The organism is Nocardioides koreensis, from assembly GCF_039531775.1.
Taxonomy (GTDB): Bacteria; Actinomycetota; Actinomycetes; order Propionibacteriales; family Nocardioidaceae; genus Nocardioides; species Nocardioides koreensis.
Genome location: NZ_BAAAQR010000002.1, coordinates 427,146 through 442,532 on the forward strand (window position 1 = coordinate 427,146; position 15,387 = coordinate 442,532).

Consider the following 15,387-nt stretch of genomic DNA (forward strand, 5'->3'; position numbering starts at 1 on the left):
CCGTTACGTGAGGGTTGGCCCCGAATCGAGACCGACGTGAGAGGCGGCACATGGCAACCGAGGCAGGCGCCCCCCGTCCGATGCAGATCGGCGAGATCGCCGAGCGGACCGGGCTCTCGCTGCGCACGCTGCGGCACTACGACGAGATCGGCCTGCTCACGCCGTCGGCCCGCACGGAGGGCGGCTTCCGGCTCTACACCGCCGAGGACCTCGAGAAGCTGCTGGTGGTCCGGCGGATGAAGCCGCTGGGCTTCAGCCTCGAGGCGATGCACGAGGTGATGGGGCTGATCGAGGCGATCCGTGACCAGGGCGACGACCCCGACCCCGAGCTCGTGGAGCGGCTGCGGCTGGTCGCCGACGACGCCCGGGAGCGTCGCCGCAGGCTCGAGGAGCAGGTCGCGATGGCCGACGAGTTCCTCGAGCAGCTGGGGCGCCAGCTCCCGTAGGGGCGAGGGGTCACCGAGGCAGGTGGACCATCCCCCACGCGGTGAACGCCGGCAGGGTCGCGACCAGGTAGTCGCCGTCGCGGGTCGCGTCGAGGTCGACCAGGTCCGGTCCCCGGTCCGGGCTGCCGAAGAGCAGGCGGTCACCGGCCCACCGGACCCGCACCGAGACCCCGTCGAGGGGGGCGCCCGGTTCCTTGGGCCGGTTCCACTCCAGGCTGGTCTGGGCACTGAGGTCGATCAGGTGCAGGGTCAGGCCCTCGAGGGATGTGCGGGCCACGGCCCACAGGCTCCCCGCCCGGGGGTCCGGGGCGACCGCGACCGGTGCCTGCACGGCGAGGTCGTCGTTCTCGTCCCCGGACAGGTGCGAGTGCGTGACGGTCCGCCCCTCGGGGGCGTGGAGGAGGTCCCCGTTGGCGACCGCGAAGTCGAGCTGGTCGCGCAGCAGCCGCATCGTGGGCTCCCCGACCCGCGCGAAGCCGGGGTAGTACGGGTGGGTCAGCACACCGTTGCCCTCGCCGCAGAGCAGGTGGTGGCCGCCGTGGCTGAGGACGGTGGCCAGGGCCAGCCGGGCCGCCCAGTCCGCGCCGGGGGTGCTGCCGTCGGCGTACGGCACGAGGTAGGCCGCCAGCACCACCGGCCGTCCGGGGGCCGAGAGCCTCGCGGTCTCGAGCAGCGCGACCAGGTGCCGGTACTCCCGGTGCGGGTCCCACACCTCGATGTACGTGGTGTCCAGGGGAGTCGCGACGCTGGCCCAGGTCGGGTAGTCGTTGACGTTGTTGAAGAACAGCGTCGCCTCGGGCAGCCGGCGACGCACCTCGCGGAGGAACGGCGGGAACTGCTCGGCGAGGTCGACCGGGCGCCCCTGGTGGTCCCAGGCGATCTTCGGGGACCCGTAGGTGTCGAGGTGCAGGCCGTCGAAGGGCATCTCCGCGAGGGCCCGCTCGAACTGCCCGATGATGTGGTCGTGCCACGGGTTGTCGGCGTCGAGGTTGCCGATGGCGAGCAGGTCCGCCAGCGAGTACCTCGAGCCGTCGCGGTGGTGGAGCAGCTGCTCGGGGTGGTCGTCCGCGTGGTCCATCCCGACCCCGTAGACCGCGGCGTAGCCGATCGCCTCCGCACCGACCTCGTGGCAGGCCTCGATGAGCGCCCGTGTCGTCCGGTGGGACAGCGTGCGGCCGCAGATGTCGACGAACTCCTCCTCGGTGCCGACGAGGTCGGCGTGCCGGTAGGCCCAGTCGTAGAACTGCACCGTCGTCAGGTGGAGCCGGCGGAGCCCGAGCGCGGCGGCGTCGATCTCGTCCCTCGTGCGGTCCGGGCCGAACTCGGACAGGAAGCCGTAGCGCGGCCGGGCCACCGGCGAGGGGAGCACGTCGAAGGCCGTGCGCGCGTCGCCGGTGCCGTCCGCGGACTCCAGCCACACGGCGTACCCGCCGAGAGGGAACGGCCCGAGGGCGAGGAGCTCGCGGGGCTCGACCTGCTGGTCCCGCACGACCTCGCCGAGCCGCGTCACCACCAGCCGCGAGGGGCCGCGCGGCCCGGTCCACTCCAGGGTGACGTCGTCGTCGGGGCCGTACGCCGCCCGGGTCGGGACCAGGTCGGCGTCGGTCATCCGGTCATCGTCCGGCGGTGGACCCGGGCCTCCCAGGCGGCCAGCTCCGGACCGGAGGAGCCTGCGACGTTGCCGAGCAGGAGCTCCGCCTCGAGCCACTCGTCGTACCCGGGCACCGCCGGCCGCGCCGGCGCGCCGGAGAAGTTGGCGACCGTCAGCAGCTCCACGTCACCGAGCCGGCGGAGGAACGCGTAGACGACGGGGTCGTCCTCGAGCAGCATCGTGAAGTCGCCGAGGGCGACTGCCGGCTCGCTGCGGCGCAGCTCGATCAGCCGCCGGTAGTGGTGGAACACCGAGTCCGGGTCGGCCACCGCGGTCTCGGCGTTGACCTCGACGTGGTTGGGGTTGACCCCGATCCACGGCGTACCCGTGGTGAAGCCCGCGCCCGGTGAGGCGTCCCACTGCATCGGGGTGCGCGCGTTGTCGCGGCCCATCCTCCGCAGCCCGTCCAGCACGCGCCGGGGGTCCGCCCCCAGCTCGACCGCCGAGCGGTAGTGGTTGACCGACTCGATGTCGCGGAAGTCCTCGACGGCGGCGAACGGCGCGTTCGTCATGCCGAGCTCCTCGCCCTGGTAGACGTACGGCGTGCCGCGGTGCAGGTGCAGCACGGTGCCGAGCAGCTTCGCGGAGCGGACCCGGTGCTCACCGTCGTCGCCGAACCGCGACACCACGCGCGGCTGGTCGTGGTTGTTCCAGTAGAGGCTGTTCCAGCCGGCCTTCGCCAGGCCCTCCTGCCAGCGCCCCAGCGACTCCTTGAGCGCGGTCAGCCGCAGCGGGAGCACGTCCCACTTGGAGTCGCCCTGGTCGACCCCGACGTGCTCGAACTGGAAGACCATGTCGACCTCGTGCCGGTCGGGGTCCGTGAACAGCTGGGCCTGCTCGATCGTCACGCCGGGCATCTCGCCGACGGTGAGGAGCGTGGCCTCGTGGCCGGCGACGACCTCGGCGTGCATCTCGGCGAGGAACTCGTGGATCCTCGGCCCGCACAGGAAGAACGGCCCGCCGTCCCCGTGCACCGCTCCGGCCGGGACGACCCCGTCCCGCTCGGCCGTCGGCACGGCTCCGTCGCGCGGGGGGAGCTCCTTGGAGATCATGTTGATGACGTCCATCCGGAAGCCGTCGACGCCGCGGTCGAGCCACCAGCGCATCATCTGGTGGATCGCCCGCCGCACCTCCGGGTTCTCCCAGTTGAGGTCGGGCTGCTTGCGGCTGAACAGGTGCAGGTAGTACTCGCCCGACGCCTCGTCGTACTCCCAGGCCGGGCCGGAGAAGAACGAGCCCCAGTTGGTCGGCTCGGCGCCGGGCTCACCGGGGGTCGTGCCGGGCCGGGCAGGGCGCCACCAGTACCAGTCCCGCTTCGGCGAGTCGACCGACGAGCGGGACTCCACGAACCACGGGTGCTCGTCGGAGGTGTGGTTGACGACGAGGTCCATCACGATCTTGATGCCCCGCTGGTGCGCCTGCGCGATCAGCTCGTCGAGGTCCGCGAGGGTCCCGAACAACGGGTCGACGTCCTGGTAGTCGCTGATGTCGTAGCCGTTGTCGTCCTGGGGCGAGGGGTAGATCGGCGAGAGCCAGAGCACGTCGATGCCGAGCTCGTGCAGGTAGTCCAGCCGACCGGTGACGCCGGCCAGGTCGCCGATGCCGTCGCCGTCGGAGTCGGCGAAGCTGCGCGGGTAGACCTGGTAGACGACCGAGGTGGTCCACCAGGCCGGTTCGGTCCGGTTCACGGGGATCATCCCTTCAGTGCTCCGGCCGCCAGGCCGGAGACGAAGAAGCGCTGGAAGACGACGAACACCGCGATGACGGGGATGACCGCGATCGTGGAGGCGGCGAAGACCAGTCCCCAGGAGGTGCCGTGCTGGCCCTGGAAGAGCTGGATCGCCATCGGCAGCGTCCTGTTGTCCTTGGAGTCGATGATGGTCACGGCCCAGACGAACTCGTCCCAGGAGCCGAGGAAGGTGAAGATCGCGGCCGTGGCCAGCGCCGGACGGGCCAGCGGCAGCATCAGGTGCCAGTAGATGTGCAGCCGGTTGGCGCCGTCGATGAGCATCGCGTCGTCGAGCTCGCGCGGGACCCCGGCGAAGAAGCCGCGCAGCAGGAACGTCGTGAACGCGAGCTGGCCGGCGACGTAGAACATCACCAGTCCGGACTTGGTGTCGAGGACACCGAGGTCGCGGGCGACGAAGTACTGCGGGATCAGCAGCATCATGCTGGGGATCATCAGGGTCGCGATCATGGAGTAGAAGACGACCTTCTTGCCGACGAACTCGAAGCGCGCGAAGGCGTAGGCCATCATCGAGCCGAACAGCAGCACCAGCAGCACCGTCGCCAGGCTGACGACCGCGCTGTTGAGGAAGTAGTGCGCGAAGCCGCTCGAGGTCCAGGCCCGCACGTAGTTGTCGAACGTCGCGTGGTCGGGGACGAGATCGGGCGTGAGCACGTAGCTCTGCTGCTTGAACGAGGTGGCGACCATCATCGCGAACGGCACGACCATGACCGCCGCGCCGGCGAGGAGGATCACGAAGCGCAGGGAGGTCCCTGCCGATGGGCGGTTCACGAGGCCTCCTCGTCGTACTTGAAGAGCTTCATCTGCGCGAAGCTCAGGCCGAAGATGATGATGGCCAGCAGGTAGGCGATGGCCGAGCCGTAGCTGAACTCGAGGAACTCGAACGCCTGCTTGTACATGTACGTGAGCACCACCTGGGTGTCGTCTCCCGGGCCGCCCCCGGTCATGACGTAGACCGAGATGAACACGTTGAAGCCGCCGATCACCAGCATCACCGTCACGAACGCCACCACCGGCCGCAGCTGCGGCAGCGTGATCGAGAAGAAGGTGCGCACCTTGCCGGCGCCGTCCACGCTGGCTGCGTCGAGCAGGTCCTTGGGGACCGTCTGGAGCGCGGCGAGGAAGATCAGCATCGACCAGCCCGCGCCCTTCCAGATGCCCAGCATGCTCAGCACCGCCATCGCCGGCCAGCGCTGGCCGAGCCAGTTGACCGGCTCCTGGCCGATCCCGAGCCCGTCGTGCAGCACGTGGTTGACCAGGCCGCTGCTGGTCGAGAAGAGGTACTCGAAGACCAGCGACACCACGACCCAGCTGGTGATGACGGGCAGGTAGTAGAGCACCCGGAACGCGACCTTGCCCGCGATCGCCTTGTTGAGCAGGAGCGCCAGGACCAGGCCGAGCGCCAGCTGGGTCGGGACCGTCGCCGCCATGTAGACGCCGGTGTTGACCAGGCTCTTCCAGAAGACCGGGTCGTGGACGGCCCGGTCGTAGTGCTCGAGCCCCACGAACGGGCTGGACACGCCCGGCGTGAACTTCCAGTCGAGCAGGCTCATCCGGGCGGCCTGGACGATCGGCCAGAGGATCAGCCCGACGAACAGGACCATCCCGGGCAGCAGGAAGAGGTACGGCGTGAGCCGGGACCCGTGCCGGGGCCCGGTGCTCCGGACCGGACCCCGGCCGCGTCCGCCCCGGGGGCCCGCCCCCGCGCGGGGGGCGCGGAGGCGGGACGTCGAGGCGGTGGGGGTGACGACGTCGGTCATCAGCCCGCCAGGATCGGGTCGATCTGCTGCGCGGCGCTGTCGAGGGCCTCCTGCACGGTGGTGTCACCGGTGAAGGCCTTCTGCACCTCGGTCCTCAGGATCTCCTCGATCTTGGGGTACTCCGGGTGCGGCAGCCGCGGCCGGGCGGTCTGGAGCTGCTTGGCGAAGGTGTCGTAGTAGGGCTTGATGTCGGTCAGCTCCGAGCCGAGGCTGGAGAGCACGGGCATCTGACCGGTCTCGGCCATGGCCTTCTGGGCGTCGTCGCCGAGCAGGTACTCGATGAACTGCATCGCCTCGTCCTTCGACGGGCAGCTGTCGGTCATCACGACGTCCTCGCCGCCCACGACCGAGATCGAGCCGCCGTCGCCGGCAGGCATGGGTGCGGTCTTGAGTGCGAAGTCGGGGCTCTGGTCCTCGAAGATCGGGAACATCCAGGGCCCGTCCAGCATGGTGGCGTAGTCACCCTTCGGCAGGCCGACCGCCGTCTCGGTGCCGCCCTGCGCGCCGGTGATCAGGTCGGGGATCTCGCCCATCTTGTACATGTCGACGAGCAGCTGGACGCCTGCCACCGACTCGGGGGAGTTCAGGTGGCCGGAGGCCTTGGTCATGCCCTCGTCGGTCATCTCGCCGCCGGCGGACCAGATCCACGGCAGCAGGTTCCAGCCCGCGGTGTCGTTGTCGGCGAAGGCGAAGTCGCCGGTCCCCTTCAGGCCCTCGGCGAGCTTGCGCATGTCGTCGAACGTGGCCGGCGGCTCGTCCATGCCGGCCTCGTCGAGGGTGGCCTGGTTGTACATCAGCACCCGCGTGTTGGTGTCGAGGGGCAGGCCGTAGTGCTTGCCGTCGTACTCCGTCGTCGCCAGGGGACCGTCGTAGGTGTTGGCGGCGATCTTGTCGAAGTCGTCCATCTCCTCGCTGAGCGGAGCGAGCGTGCCCAGCTGGGCGAGCTCGGGCACCCAGATGATGTCGCTGCGGACCAGGCACGGCAGGGTGCCGCCGGCCGTGGCCGTCAGCAGCTTCTTGTGCAGCTCGTCGTACGGATAGGGAACCGACTCGACCTTGATCCCCGGGTGCGCCTTCTCGAAGGCGGGGATGACCTCGTCCTCGAGCGTCTTGAGCTCCGGGCTGTCCGCGCTGTACGCGTGCCAGTACTTGATGACGGTGTTGCCGTCGGCGTCCGTGGTCGGCTCCTGGCCGCCCCCGCCGCACGCGGACAGGGCCAGGGCGACGCCCCCGAGGGCCAGCCAGCTCAGTGTCTTGGTGGGTCTCATGCTGGGTTTCTCCGTTCTCGACGAGTGCCGCGTTGGTGAGACATCGCTGCGGCGAATACGTTTCATCATGCAAAGAACTGGTGTCAAGGGTCGGTGCTGATTTAGGCTCGGTCGTGCCGATGGCTGGCAGGGATCCGCGGGAGTGGCCCGCGAGTTAGCGTCACCATGAAACGAATGCCGGGTCGGATCGAGCACCAAAGGGGAGGCGGCGTGACCCAGCTGGAGGATCGCGGCCAGGTGTGGCCGGCCCTGGACGGGCTGGCGCGCGACCTGTCGCTCGAGGTGCTGATCCGCGGCCCGCTGCCGCGGCGCGAGCTCGCCGCGAAGCTCGGGGTCTCGGCGGCGACGCTGACGCGGACCGTGGCGCCCCTGCTGGAGAGCGGCGTCCTGATCGAGCTCGAGGAGCCGCTCGCCGGTGGCCCCGGCCGCCCGGCCCGGCTCGTGGACGTACCCGCCAGCACGCACCGCTTCGTCGGGGTGAAGCTGACCGGGGAGTGCCTGCACGGGGTGCTCACCGACCTGCGTGCCGACATCGTCGCCTCGCGCACCGTCGACCTCGACGGCCTCGAGCCGGCCCGGGTGGCGGCCGCCATCGGCAGGCTCGTCGCCGACCTCGACGCCGGACAGGACGCGACCGCGGTCGGGATCAGCTTTGGCGGCGTGAGCCACGACGGCCGGACCGTCGCGCGGGCGCCGTTCCTCGAGTGGCACGACGTCGCACTGGCGCGCCTGGTGGAGCAGGCCACCGGGCTGCCGGTCATCCTGGAGAACGACCTGGTCGCGCTGGCGGGTGCCGAGCACTGGTTCGGCGAGGGACGCACCGTGCCCAGCTTCGCGGTCCTGACCATCGGCATCGGGGTCGGCTACGGCCTCGTCGTCCACGACCGCGTCGTCACGCACCGCGACGTGGGGATCGGCCTGGTGGGGCACTACCCGCTGGATCCGCAGGGTCCGCGCTGCCCCAACGGGCACCACGGGTGTGCCGAGGCGATGCTCACCACCACCGGGATCAGCTCGCAGGTCTCGGTCGCGCACCGGCGTCCGGTCGGCTACGGCGAGGCACTGGAGCTCGCCCGCGGCGGCGACCCGGTGGCCCTCGAGGTCGTCACCGCCGCCGGCCACGCACTGGGTCGGCTCATCGCGGCGGTGGCCAACCTCGCGATGCCGGACCGGATCTTCCTCTCCGGCGAGGGCATCGAGCTGGCGCGGGTCGCGTGGGGTGCGGTGTGGGAGGGGGTGCAGCGCGACCGCGACCCGGCCGCCTCCCCGGTGGACGTCGTCGTGCAGCCCTACGACTCCGACCAGTGGGCGCGCGGCGCGGCCGCCATCGCGATCCAGCACCACGTGCTCGGGTCGGCGGTGACCGCCGGATCCTGAGCCGATACGGCAGGCTGTGCCCATGCACTTCGTCGGCGTGGATCTCGCCTGGGGCCAGCGCAAGCCCACCGGCCTGGCCGTCCTCGACGACGGTGGGCAGCTGGTGCACGTCTCGGCGGCCGGCACCGACGAGGAGATCGTGGCCGCGCTGGCGCCGTACGTCGAGGGCGACTGCCTGGTCGCGATCGATGCGCCGCTGATCGTGCCCAACGCGACCGGGAACCGGCCCGCCGAGGCCGAGCTCAACCGCGACTTCGCCCGCTTCGACGCGGGCGCGCACCCGGCCAACACCGGCAAGCCGGAGCTCGCCGGGACCCCCCGCGGAGCCCGGCTCTGCTCGATGCTGGGCCTGGACATGAACCCCCGGTCCGGCCGGCAGCGCCGCGCGATCGAGGTCTACCCGCACCCGGCGACGGTGGCGCTGTTCGAGCTGGGCCGGACGCTCAAGTACAAGAACAAGACCGGCCGCTCCCTGGAGGCGCTGCGCGGGGAGCTGCTGGTGCTGATGGGGCTGCTCGAGGGGCTCGCGGACGCGGACCCGCGCCTGGCCGTGAACGGCGCCTGGAAGGGGCTGGTGACCCAGGTCGAGGACGCCACCCGCAAGAGCGAGCTGCGGGTCGTCGAGGACCAGGTGGACGCGGTGCTGTGCGCGTACATCGGGCTGTTCGCCCTCCGCAAGCCCGAGCTCACCACGACGTACGGCGACTTCTCCGGCGGCTACATCGTCACGCCCACGCTGCCTGCCGGGCTGACCCCGACACCGCGGGAGCGGAGGGCCGCGTCGGCCGCCGACCGGGTGCGCGAGGCGGTGCGGGACTACGCCGCGCAGCACGCGACGCTGCGGGAGGCCGCCGACCAGGCCGTGGCGCTGGTGCAGACGATCCTCGACGACGCCGGCATCAACTACCTGAGCGTCACCGGCCGGGCCAAGAGCGTGGCCTCGTTCGCGACCAAGGCCGCCCGCACGGTCGACGGCGTGCTCGCGTTCCCCGACCCGCTGCGGGACATCACCGACGTGATCGGCGTCCGGGTCATCACCTACGTGCACAGCGACGTGGCCGCGGTCGCGGAGCTGCTCCGCGACCAGGTCGTGCTCCACGACGACCGGGACATGGGCCGCGAGACCGCCAGCCAGGGTCGGTTCGGCTACGCCAGCCGGCACCTGCTGATCGGGCTCGACGCGGTGCGCGAGAGCCAGCCGGCCTACGAGCTGCTGCGGGGACGGAGCGCCCAGGTCCAGATCCGCACCGTGCTCCAGCACGCGTGGGCGGAGTTCGAGCACGACATCCGCTACAAGGGCACGATCCCCGACGAGCACGTGCCCGACTTCGACCGCCGGTTCACGCTGGCCGCCGGCCTGCTCGAGCTCGCGGACCGTGAGTTCTCCACGATCCGCGACCGGCTGCAGCAGGGGATGACCAGCACGCCCGCGGAGCCGGAGGACGACGACCCGCGGATCAGCCCGCGCGAGCTGGCCGCCTTCCTGGCCGGGCAGTACGCCGACGCCGGCTGGTCGCGCACCGACCACTACGCCTGGATCTCCGGGCTGCTCCTCGAGCTCGGCATCACCTCGCTGGAGGAGCTCGGCGAGGCGCTCCGGTCGATCGACACCGCCGCGCTCAACGAGCGGATGGGCTACCGCTACCCGCCGGGTGCGGTGCGCCGCCTCGACGACGCGCTGCTGGCGGCGTACGGCGAGCGGTACGTCGCGCTGCACGGGAACAGCCACCGCGAGCCTCTGCTGCGGACCCGGCTGCACAAGCTCGAGGGGGAGTCGTGAGCACGAGGTTCGCCTCGGTGGAGGAGTACCTCGCGTCGTTCCCCGAGGAGGTCCGCCCGGTCCTCGAGGAGGTACGCCGCGCGATCCGCGCCGCCGCCCCTGACGCGGAGGAGACCGTCGCGTACAACATGCCCACCTACAAGGTCGACGGCCGGTCGCTGGTGCACTTCGCCGGCTGGACCACCTACGTGAGCGTCTACCCGCTGCCCGAGCCCGGCACCGCCGCGGACCCCGGGCTCGAGGACGACCTCGCGGCGTACCGCGCGACCCGGGGCACGGCCGCTTCCCGCTGGACCGACCGATCCCCTACGAGCTGGTCTCGCGGGCGGTGCGGGCCCTGCGGGTCGAGCGTTTCGGGTAGATCGTGGATGTTCCGGTGCCGGTTCACCACCGGTCCGGGCATGATGCGGCTCCGATGATCGAACCCCTCGATCCGACACCGGCGCGGAGGCACGACATGACCATCACCTGGGGCCCGCTGACCGAGAGCGACCTGCCGGCCCTGCGCGACCTGGCCCGCGCCTGCCTCGACGCGGACGGGGGGCTGCCGATCCTCACCAGCGACGGCCTGCTGCGCGCACGGCTGCTGGCCGGCGAGACGCTCGCGGCCCGCGACGAGACCGGGGCGCTCGTCGCCGCCGCGGGCGCGGCGGTGCGCGACGGCGCGGCGACGACCAGTGGGCTGGTGCACCCGGCCCACCGGGGACAGGGGCTCGGGCGACGGCTGATGGAGTGGGCGGCCGCGGCCGCCGGGCCGGCCTTCCTCACCGCCGCGACGGAGACCTGCGAGCCCACCGCCGAGCGGCTCTACGCGCGGTTCGGCCTGGCGGAGGGCTTCGCCGAGCTCGTCATGCGGCACCCGCTGGGCGAGGTGCCGGTGGTGCCGGCGCCGGACGGCGTGGAGCTCGTCGCGGTGGCGGACGCCTCGCACCGGGACCTGTTCGCGGCGTACGTCGGCTCCTTCTCCGACCGTCCCGGCTTCCCGGACCCGACCGAGGACGAGTGGCTCGAGGAGCTCGCCGAGGACGACGACTGGCGTCGTGACCTGTCGCTGGTGGCGCTGGACGCCGACGGGCAGCCGGTGGGGTTCGTCAACGTGCTGGACACCTGGGTCGACCAGGTCGGCGCGGTGCCGGCCTGGCGCGGCCGCGGGCTGGGCGCGCACCTGGTCAGCCGGAGCCTGCAGGCCCTCGCGGCGGAGGGCGCCACCGAGGCGTGGTTGACCGTGAACGTGGACAACCCGGCGGCCGACCTCTACACGAGGCTGGGCTTCGAGACCTTCGGCAAGCGGGCGCGGTTCAGCTCGCCGGCGCGGTGAGCGGAGCCCGCGTGGACCCCGAGGAGCAGCGGATCGCCGGGGTGGCCGACGTCGTGGCGCACATCGTGGCTCCGGCGCTGGAGGCCGTGCTGAGGCCGGATGAGGTGGACGCGGCCTCCGTCGCCCGGCGCGCGCCGTCCGCCGACCCGCGCCACTGGTACGCCGAGCTCGAGCTGAGCCTGGTGGGTGAGCGGCTCGTCGACCGGGTCTACGAGAGCACCATCGATGCCTCGGTCACCGACTGGCGCAACCGGCTCGCCTCGAACCTGCAGGACTTCGTGGCCGAGAGTCGCTTCGGGTGGGGTGAGTGGCGGCCGCTGCCGGACGGCTGGGACTGAGGACGCACGGCCATGACAGCCGAGCAGGCTCTGCCTCACGTCCGCCTGGTGAAGGCGACCTTCCCGCCGGGGAGCCGGGTCGTGCGGTAGGTGGGGTCGTGGGCCCGTGCGTGGTGGTGGGGGCAGAGCAGTCGACCGCGGTCGACGTCGGTGATGCCGCCCGCCGACCACGGGGGATCGTGGTGGGCGTGGCAGAGGCCGGGAGGCCAGTCGCACCCCTCCGTCGTGCAACCGCCGTCTCGGAGGCCGAGGGCGATGCGCTGCGGCTCGCTGTGGAAGCGGCGCTTGCGGCCCAGGTCGAGGACCTGCCCGGCGCCGCCGAGCACGGCCGGGATGCTCCCGGCCTCGCAGGCGAGCCGGCGGGCCTCGCCCGCGGAGATGTGCGCCCCGGTGTCGAGGGCGGCCGAGGCCAACCCGCCCATCAGGGTCTCCAGGGTCATCGTGACGACCACGGTCGCGGCCACGCCGCCGGACTGGGGGACGTGGTCGCTGGGGTAGCGCTGGACGTACTCGAGGAAGGCCAGGCCCATCCGGTGGGGCAGCGGCTTCTGCTCCCCGGGCGGGGTGCCGCCCGTGCCGGCGCCGGCGTCGCTGGTCCGCCGGGGCGAGGCCAGTGCGAGCAGGTGCTTGCGCAGCATCTCGGCCTGCATCGTCGGGAGCGTGAACCGGCCGTGGCTGCGGCCGTGCCCGTCGTCGCTCATCGTGAACCGGGCGGACTGGGCGGCCTGCTTCTCCTCGCGGTCGAGCTGGGCCTGCTCGTGGGCCTCGGCGATCTCGGGTGCCAGGTGCTCGAGGACCGCGGCCCCGAGCACCTTCAGCTCCTTCGCGTCGTGGTGCCGGGCGAGCCCGACCAGGTGCAGCTCGGCCCGTTGCACCAGCTCGGGGTCGACCAGGTCTCGGGGCAGCTCGTCGACCGCCCTGACGATGACGTCGGCCTGGTCGGTCAGCAGCCGGCCCGCGAAGAGGGCGTCGCCGACCGGTTCGTGGTCCCGGTCCATGGCCCGCGCCAGTCGCATCTTGCGGTGCGCCTCGGCACGCGTCTGCTTGGTGGCGTGTGCCCACCAGGAGGCGGTCGAGGTGGCCCCCACCCCGTCGGCCGCGAGGCGAGCCTGGTCGCCTCGCGCAGGGTCTCGGTGAGCTCCTCGTTGCCCATCGACCACAGGCCCTGCTCGGCAACCTGGTCGAGCTCCGCGTGCAGGCGCTCGACGAGTACGGCGACCGGGTGTCGCCGTACCGCCTCCCACGTGCCTGTCGCCATGACACCCTTCCCTCACCGCGTGCCGCGATCACGCTGACAACTCCATTGTATTATTTTCGAACAAGTGAGCGAAGGCCTGCAGGGTAAAATTTTGGCGCCCATGAGCAATCGACCGGGAGGAGCATTCGCGGTGACGCACATCTCCGGAGAGGTCTCCATCGACGCGCCGGTCGAAGAGGTCTTCGACCTGGTCGCCGACGAGCGCAACGAGCCGAGGTACAACCCACGGATCGTCCGCGCCGAGAAGCTGAGCGAGGGACCGGTGGGGAGTGGCACACGCTTCGTCGCCGAGCCCAGGGGCATGGGTGCCAGGGGCAGGATGACCCTCGAGGTCGTGGAGTACGGCAGGCCGCATCGGCTGCACCACGTCGTGCGCTCGTCGTACCTGCACGTCGACGGCTCGCTGTCGTTCGAGGAGGTGGACGGCGGGACGCGACTGCGGTGGGACTGGGACATGGTCCTGGTCGGCCCGTGGCGGGTGATGTCTCCCGTCCTTGCCCTGGTCGGCCCGGGCTGGGAGCGCCGGAACTGGGTGGGACTCAAGCAGTACATCGAGTCCGGTCGAGCCTGAGGACCACTCTGGCGACAGGTCAGGGAAGCGACACCCGAGCTCTCACTCTCGGCGACGGCGGCCAGGTCGACGACGATGCCGTCCCGTGCGTTCACCCGTCAGTCGGCTCACTATGGCGCGCGTGGCAGTCTGCGGCGGTGAGCGACAGGATCTACGGCGAGCTGGCTGAGCGATACGACCGGTCGTCCGAGCTCGGACCGCCCAATGCCGACTACGACCGGCCGACGATCCTGCAGCTGGCCGGCCCTGTCGTCAGACAGCATGTGCTCGAGCTCGGATGTGCTTCCGGGCACCTGACCCAGCAGCTGGTGGACTGCGGTGCTCACGTCACCGCGCTGGATCGGTCGGAAGAGATGGTCCGTCTTGCCCGGGAGCGTCTGGGCGAACGCGCCAGCATCCACCTGGCCGACCTCAGCACGCCGCTGACGATGGTCGCGGATGCGAGCGTCGATGTCGCGGTGGCCTCCCTGGTGCTGCACTACCTGCCTGACTGGAACCCTGTCCTCGCCGAGGTTCGTCGTTGCCTGCGTCCGGGAGGCGCCCTGGTCATGTCGATCCACCATCCCATCACGGGGTGGCTGCGTTCGGATCGGAGCAACTATCACCGCACGGAGCTCATCGAGGAGGAATGGGACGTCGACGGCATTCGTGTCCCCGCCGAGATGTGGCGTCGTCCCGTCTCCGCGGTGTTCTCACCGCTCCTCGCTGCCGGGTTCGTCATCGACGCGGTCGAAGAGCCCGTCCCACACGACGACGGACGAGAGATCCGTGACCCGCGGATGCGCCGCGTCCTGACCACGCAGCCGGTCTTCCTGTACGTGCGCGCGGTTGCTGCCGGCTGACCGAGCCTGGTGCCGCGGGAAGGCTCCGGGCACTCGTCGTCGTACAACGGTGATCGACCGGCGTGCTCACCGGCCCCCACCCGTGGCCTTCTTGCGCTGGACCACCCGCGTCGCGGGTGACAGGCCTTGACGGCCCGCCCGGGGCGCGGGTGAGGATGCCGCTTGTGTCTGCCCCGGGGAAAGAAGGCGCGGCGTTGCCGCCCGACCATCACGTGCACACCGAGTGGTCGTGGGACGCGCCGGAAGGCAGCATGGAGCGCACGTGCCAGCGCGCGGTCGAGCTCGGCCTGCCGTCGGTCGCCTTCACGGAGCACGCCGACCTGACCCCGTGGACGCTCCCCGCCGGCACGCAGGTCCCGGAGGACTGGGAGCACCTGGTCAGTGGGGACCAGTTCACCCCGCCGCCCCTTGACCTGGACGGCTACCGACAGTGTCTGGAGCGTTGCAGGGATCGCTACCCCGGGTTGCGCATCCACTCGGGCGTCGAGCTCAGTGAACCCCACTGGCACGCAGACCGGACGAAGTCCCTTCTCGACCGAGGCGGCTTCGAGCGGGTGCTCGCCTCGGTGCACTCCGCCCGCCTCCACGGCGGGTCGACCTTCACCGACGTGTCGGTCCGCTACAGCGACCAGGCGCCCGACGCAGTCGTGCGCGAGTACCTCCTCGAGACCTTGCGGCTGGTCGAGGAGTTCGAGGGCTTCGAGATCCTCGCGCACATCGACTACCCGGTCCGTTACTGGCCGACCGACGGTGCGCCCTACGACCCTCACGACTTCGAGGAGGAGCACCGTCAGGTGCTGCGCGCTCTCGCCGCCGCCGACAAGGTCCTCGAGGTCAACACACGGGTGCCGTTGCATCCCGTGGTGCTGAGGTGGTGGCGGCAGGAGGGTGGGGAGGCCATCACCTTCGCCAGCGACGCGCACGACCCCAGCTCGCTGGCTCGGGGCTTTGCCGACGCGGTGAAGATCGCCGGGGCGGCCGACTTCCGGCCGGGCGACGATCCCCGCGCATTCTGGGTCAAGGCGTAAGGC

At 71.4% G+C, this 15,387-nt stretch carries 15 protein-coding genes; 9 read left to right on the forward strand and 6 right to left on the reverse strand.

All coding sequences use genetic code 11. The annotated features are described in order from the left end of the window. Positions 1-50 precede the first annotated feature (50 nt). Positions 51-446 carry a MerR family transcriptional regulator gene (locus ABD268_RS06165; RefSeq protein WP_344149125.1) on the forward strand — a complete coding sequence of 132 codons (396 nt, stop codon included), beginning with the start codon at positions 51-53 and terminating at the stop codon, positions 444-446. Between the two features lie 10 nt (positions 447-456). On the opposite strand, the gene ABD268_RS06170 is transcribed toward ABD268_RS06165, so the two are convergent. From ABD268_RS06170 to ABD268_RS06190, 5 genes are read right to left on the reverse strand one after another with little or no spacing between them, the layout of a single operon-like run. Beyond that, complete coding sequence (locus ABD268_RS06170) at positions 457-2,055, reverse strand: glycoside hydrolase family 66 protein (protein ID WP_344149126.1); 1,599 nt, start codon at positions 2,053-2,055, stop codon at positions 457-459. After that, a complete protein-coding gene (locus tag ABD268_RS06175; protein WP_425573683.1) occupies positions 2,052-3,794 on the reverse strand; it encodes a glycoside hydrolase family 13 protein in 1,743 nt (580 codons plus the stop codon). The genes ABD268_RS06170 and ABD268_RS06175 overlap by 4 nt, the downstream gene beginning before the upstream one ends. Continuing rightward, the gene (locus ABD268_RS06180; RefSeq protein ID WP_344149130.1) at positions 3,791-4,615 is read right to left on the reverse strand and encodes a carbohydrate ABC transporter permease; all 825 of its coding nucleotides are present in this window, start codon (positions 4,613-4,615) and stop codon (positions 3,791-3,793) included. The genes ABD268_RS06175 and ABD268_RS06180 overlap by 4 nt, the downstream gene beginning before the upstream one ends. Then, positions 4,612-5,604, reverse strand: a complete 993-nt coding sequence (locus tag ABD268_RS06185) for a carbohydrate ABC transporter permease (RefSeq protein ID WP_344149132.1) — start codon at positions 5,602-5,604, stop codon at positions 4,612-4,614. The genes ABD268_RS06180 and ABD268_RS06185 overlap by 4 nt, the downstream gene beginning before the upstream one ends. After that, a complete protein-coding gene (locus ABD268_RS06190) occupies positions 5,604-6,872 on the reverse strand; it encodes an extracellular solute-binding protein (RefSeq protein WP_344149134.1) in 1,269 nt (422 codons plus the stop codon). Before ABD268_RS06190 ends, ABD268_RS06185 begins: the two co-directional genes overlap by 1 nt. 210 nt (positions 6,873-7,082) lie before the next feature. On the opposite strand from ABD268_RS06190, the gene ABD268_RS06195 reads away from it, so the two are divergent. The 5 genes from ABD268_RS06195 to ABD268_RS06215 are packed head-to-tail and all read left to right on the forward strand — an operon-like array spanning position 7,083 to position 11,685. Then, positions 7,083-8,249: an ROK family protein gene (locus ABD268_RS06195; protein ID WP_344149136.1), complete on the forward strand. Its 1,167-nt coding sequence runs from the start codon at positions 7,083-7,085 to the stop codon at positions 8,247-8,249. 22 nt (positions 8,250-8,271) lie between these two features. Then, positions 8,272-10,029: a DUF429 domain-containing protein gene (locus ABD268_RS06200; RefSeq protein WP_344149138.1), complete on the forward strand. Its 1,758-nt coding sequence runs from the start codon at positions 8,272-8,274 to the stop codon at positions 10,027-10,029. After that, positions 10,026-10,448 (forward strand): iron chaperone, encoded by a 423-nt coding sequence (locus ABD268_RS06205; protein ID WP_344149140.1) that lies wholly within the window; start codon positions 10,026-10,028, stop codon positions 10,446-10,448. The genes ABD268_RS06200 and ABD268_RS06205 overlap by 4 nt, the downstream gene beginning before the upstream one ends. Positions 10,449-10,486: 38 nt before the next feature. Beyond that, positions 10,487-11,347: a GNAT family N-acetyltransferase gene (locus ABD268_RS06210; protein ID WP_344149142.1), complete on the forward strand. Its 861-nt coding sequence runs from the start codon at positions 10,487-10,489 to the stop codon at positions 11,345-11,347. A gap of 11 nt (positions 11,348-11,358) precedes the next feature. Further along, positions 11,359-11,685, forward strand: a complete 327-nt coding sequence (locus ABD268_RS06215) for a hypothetical protein (RefSeq protein WP_344149144.1) — start codon at positions 11,359-11,361, stop codon at positions 11,683-11,685. Between the two features lie 35 nt (positions 11,686-11,720). Here the strand turns inward: ABD268_RS06215 and ABD268_RS06220 are convergent, their stop codons facing one another. Further along, positions 11,721-12,773, reverse strand: coding sequence for an HNH endonuclease signature motif containing protein (locus ABD268_RS06220; protein WP_344149146.1), 1,053 nt, complete (start codon positions 12,771-12,773; stop codon positions 11,721-11,723). Positions 12,774-13,043: 270 nt separating this feature from the next. Here ABD268_RS06220 and ABD268_RS06225 point away from each other — a divergent pair, with 270 nt between their 5' ends. From ABD268_RS06225 to ABD268_RS06235, 3 genes are all read left to right on the forward strand, one after another. Next, positions 13,044-13,514, forward strand: coding sequence for an SRPBCC family protein (locus ABD268_RS06225; RefSeq protein ID WP_344149148.1), 471 nt, complete (start codon positions 13,044-13,046; stop codon positions 13,512-13,514). Positions 13,515-13,651: 137 nt separating this feature from the next. Then, the gene (locus tag ABD268_RS06230) at positions 13,652-14,356 is read left to right on the forward strand and encodes a class I SAM-dependent methyltransferase (RefSeq protein ID WP_344149150.1); all 705 of its coding nucleotides are present in this window, start codon (positions 13,652-13,654) and stop codon (positions 14,354-14,356) included. Between the two features lie 164 nt (positions 14,357-14,520). Next, the gene (locus ABD268_RS06235; RefSeq protein ID WP_344149152.1) at positions 14,521-15,384 is read left to right on the forward strand and encodes a PHP domain-containing protein; all 864 of its coding nucleotides are present in this window, start codon (positions 14,521-14,523) and stop codon (positions 15,382-15,384) included. The last annotated feature ends 3 nt before the right edge of the window (positions 15,385-15,387 follow it).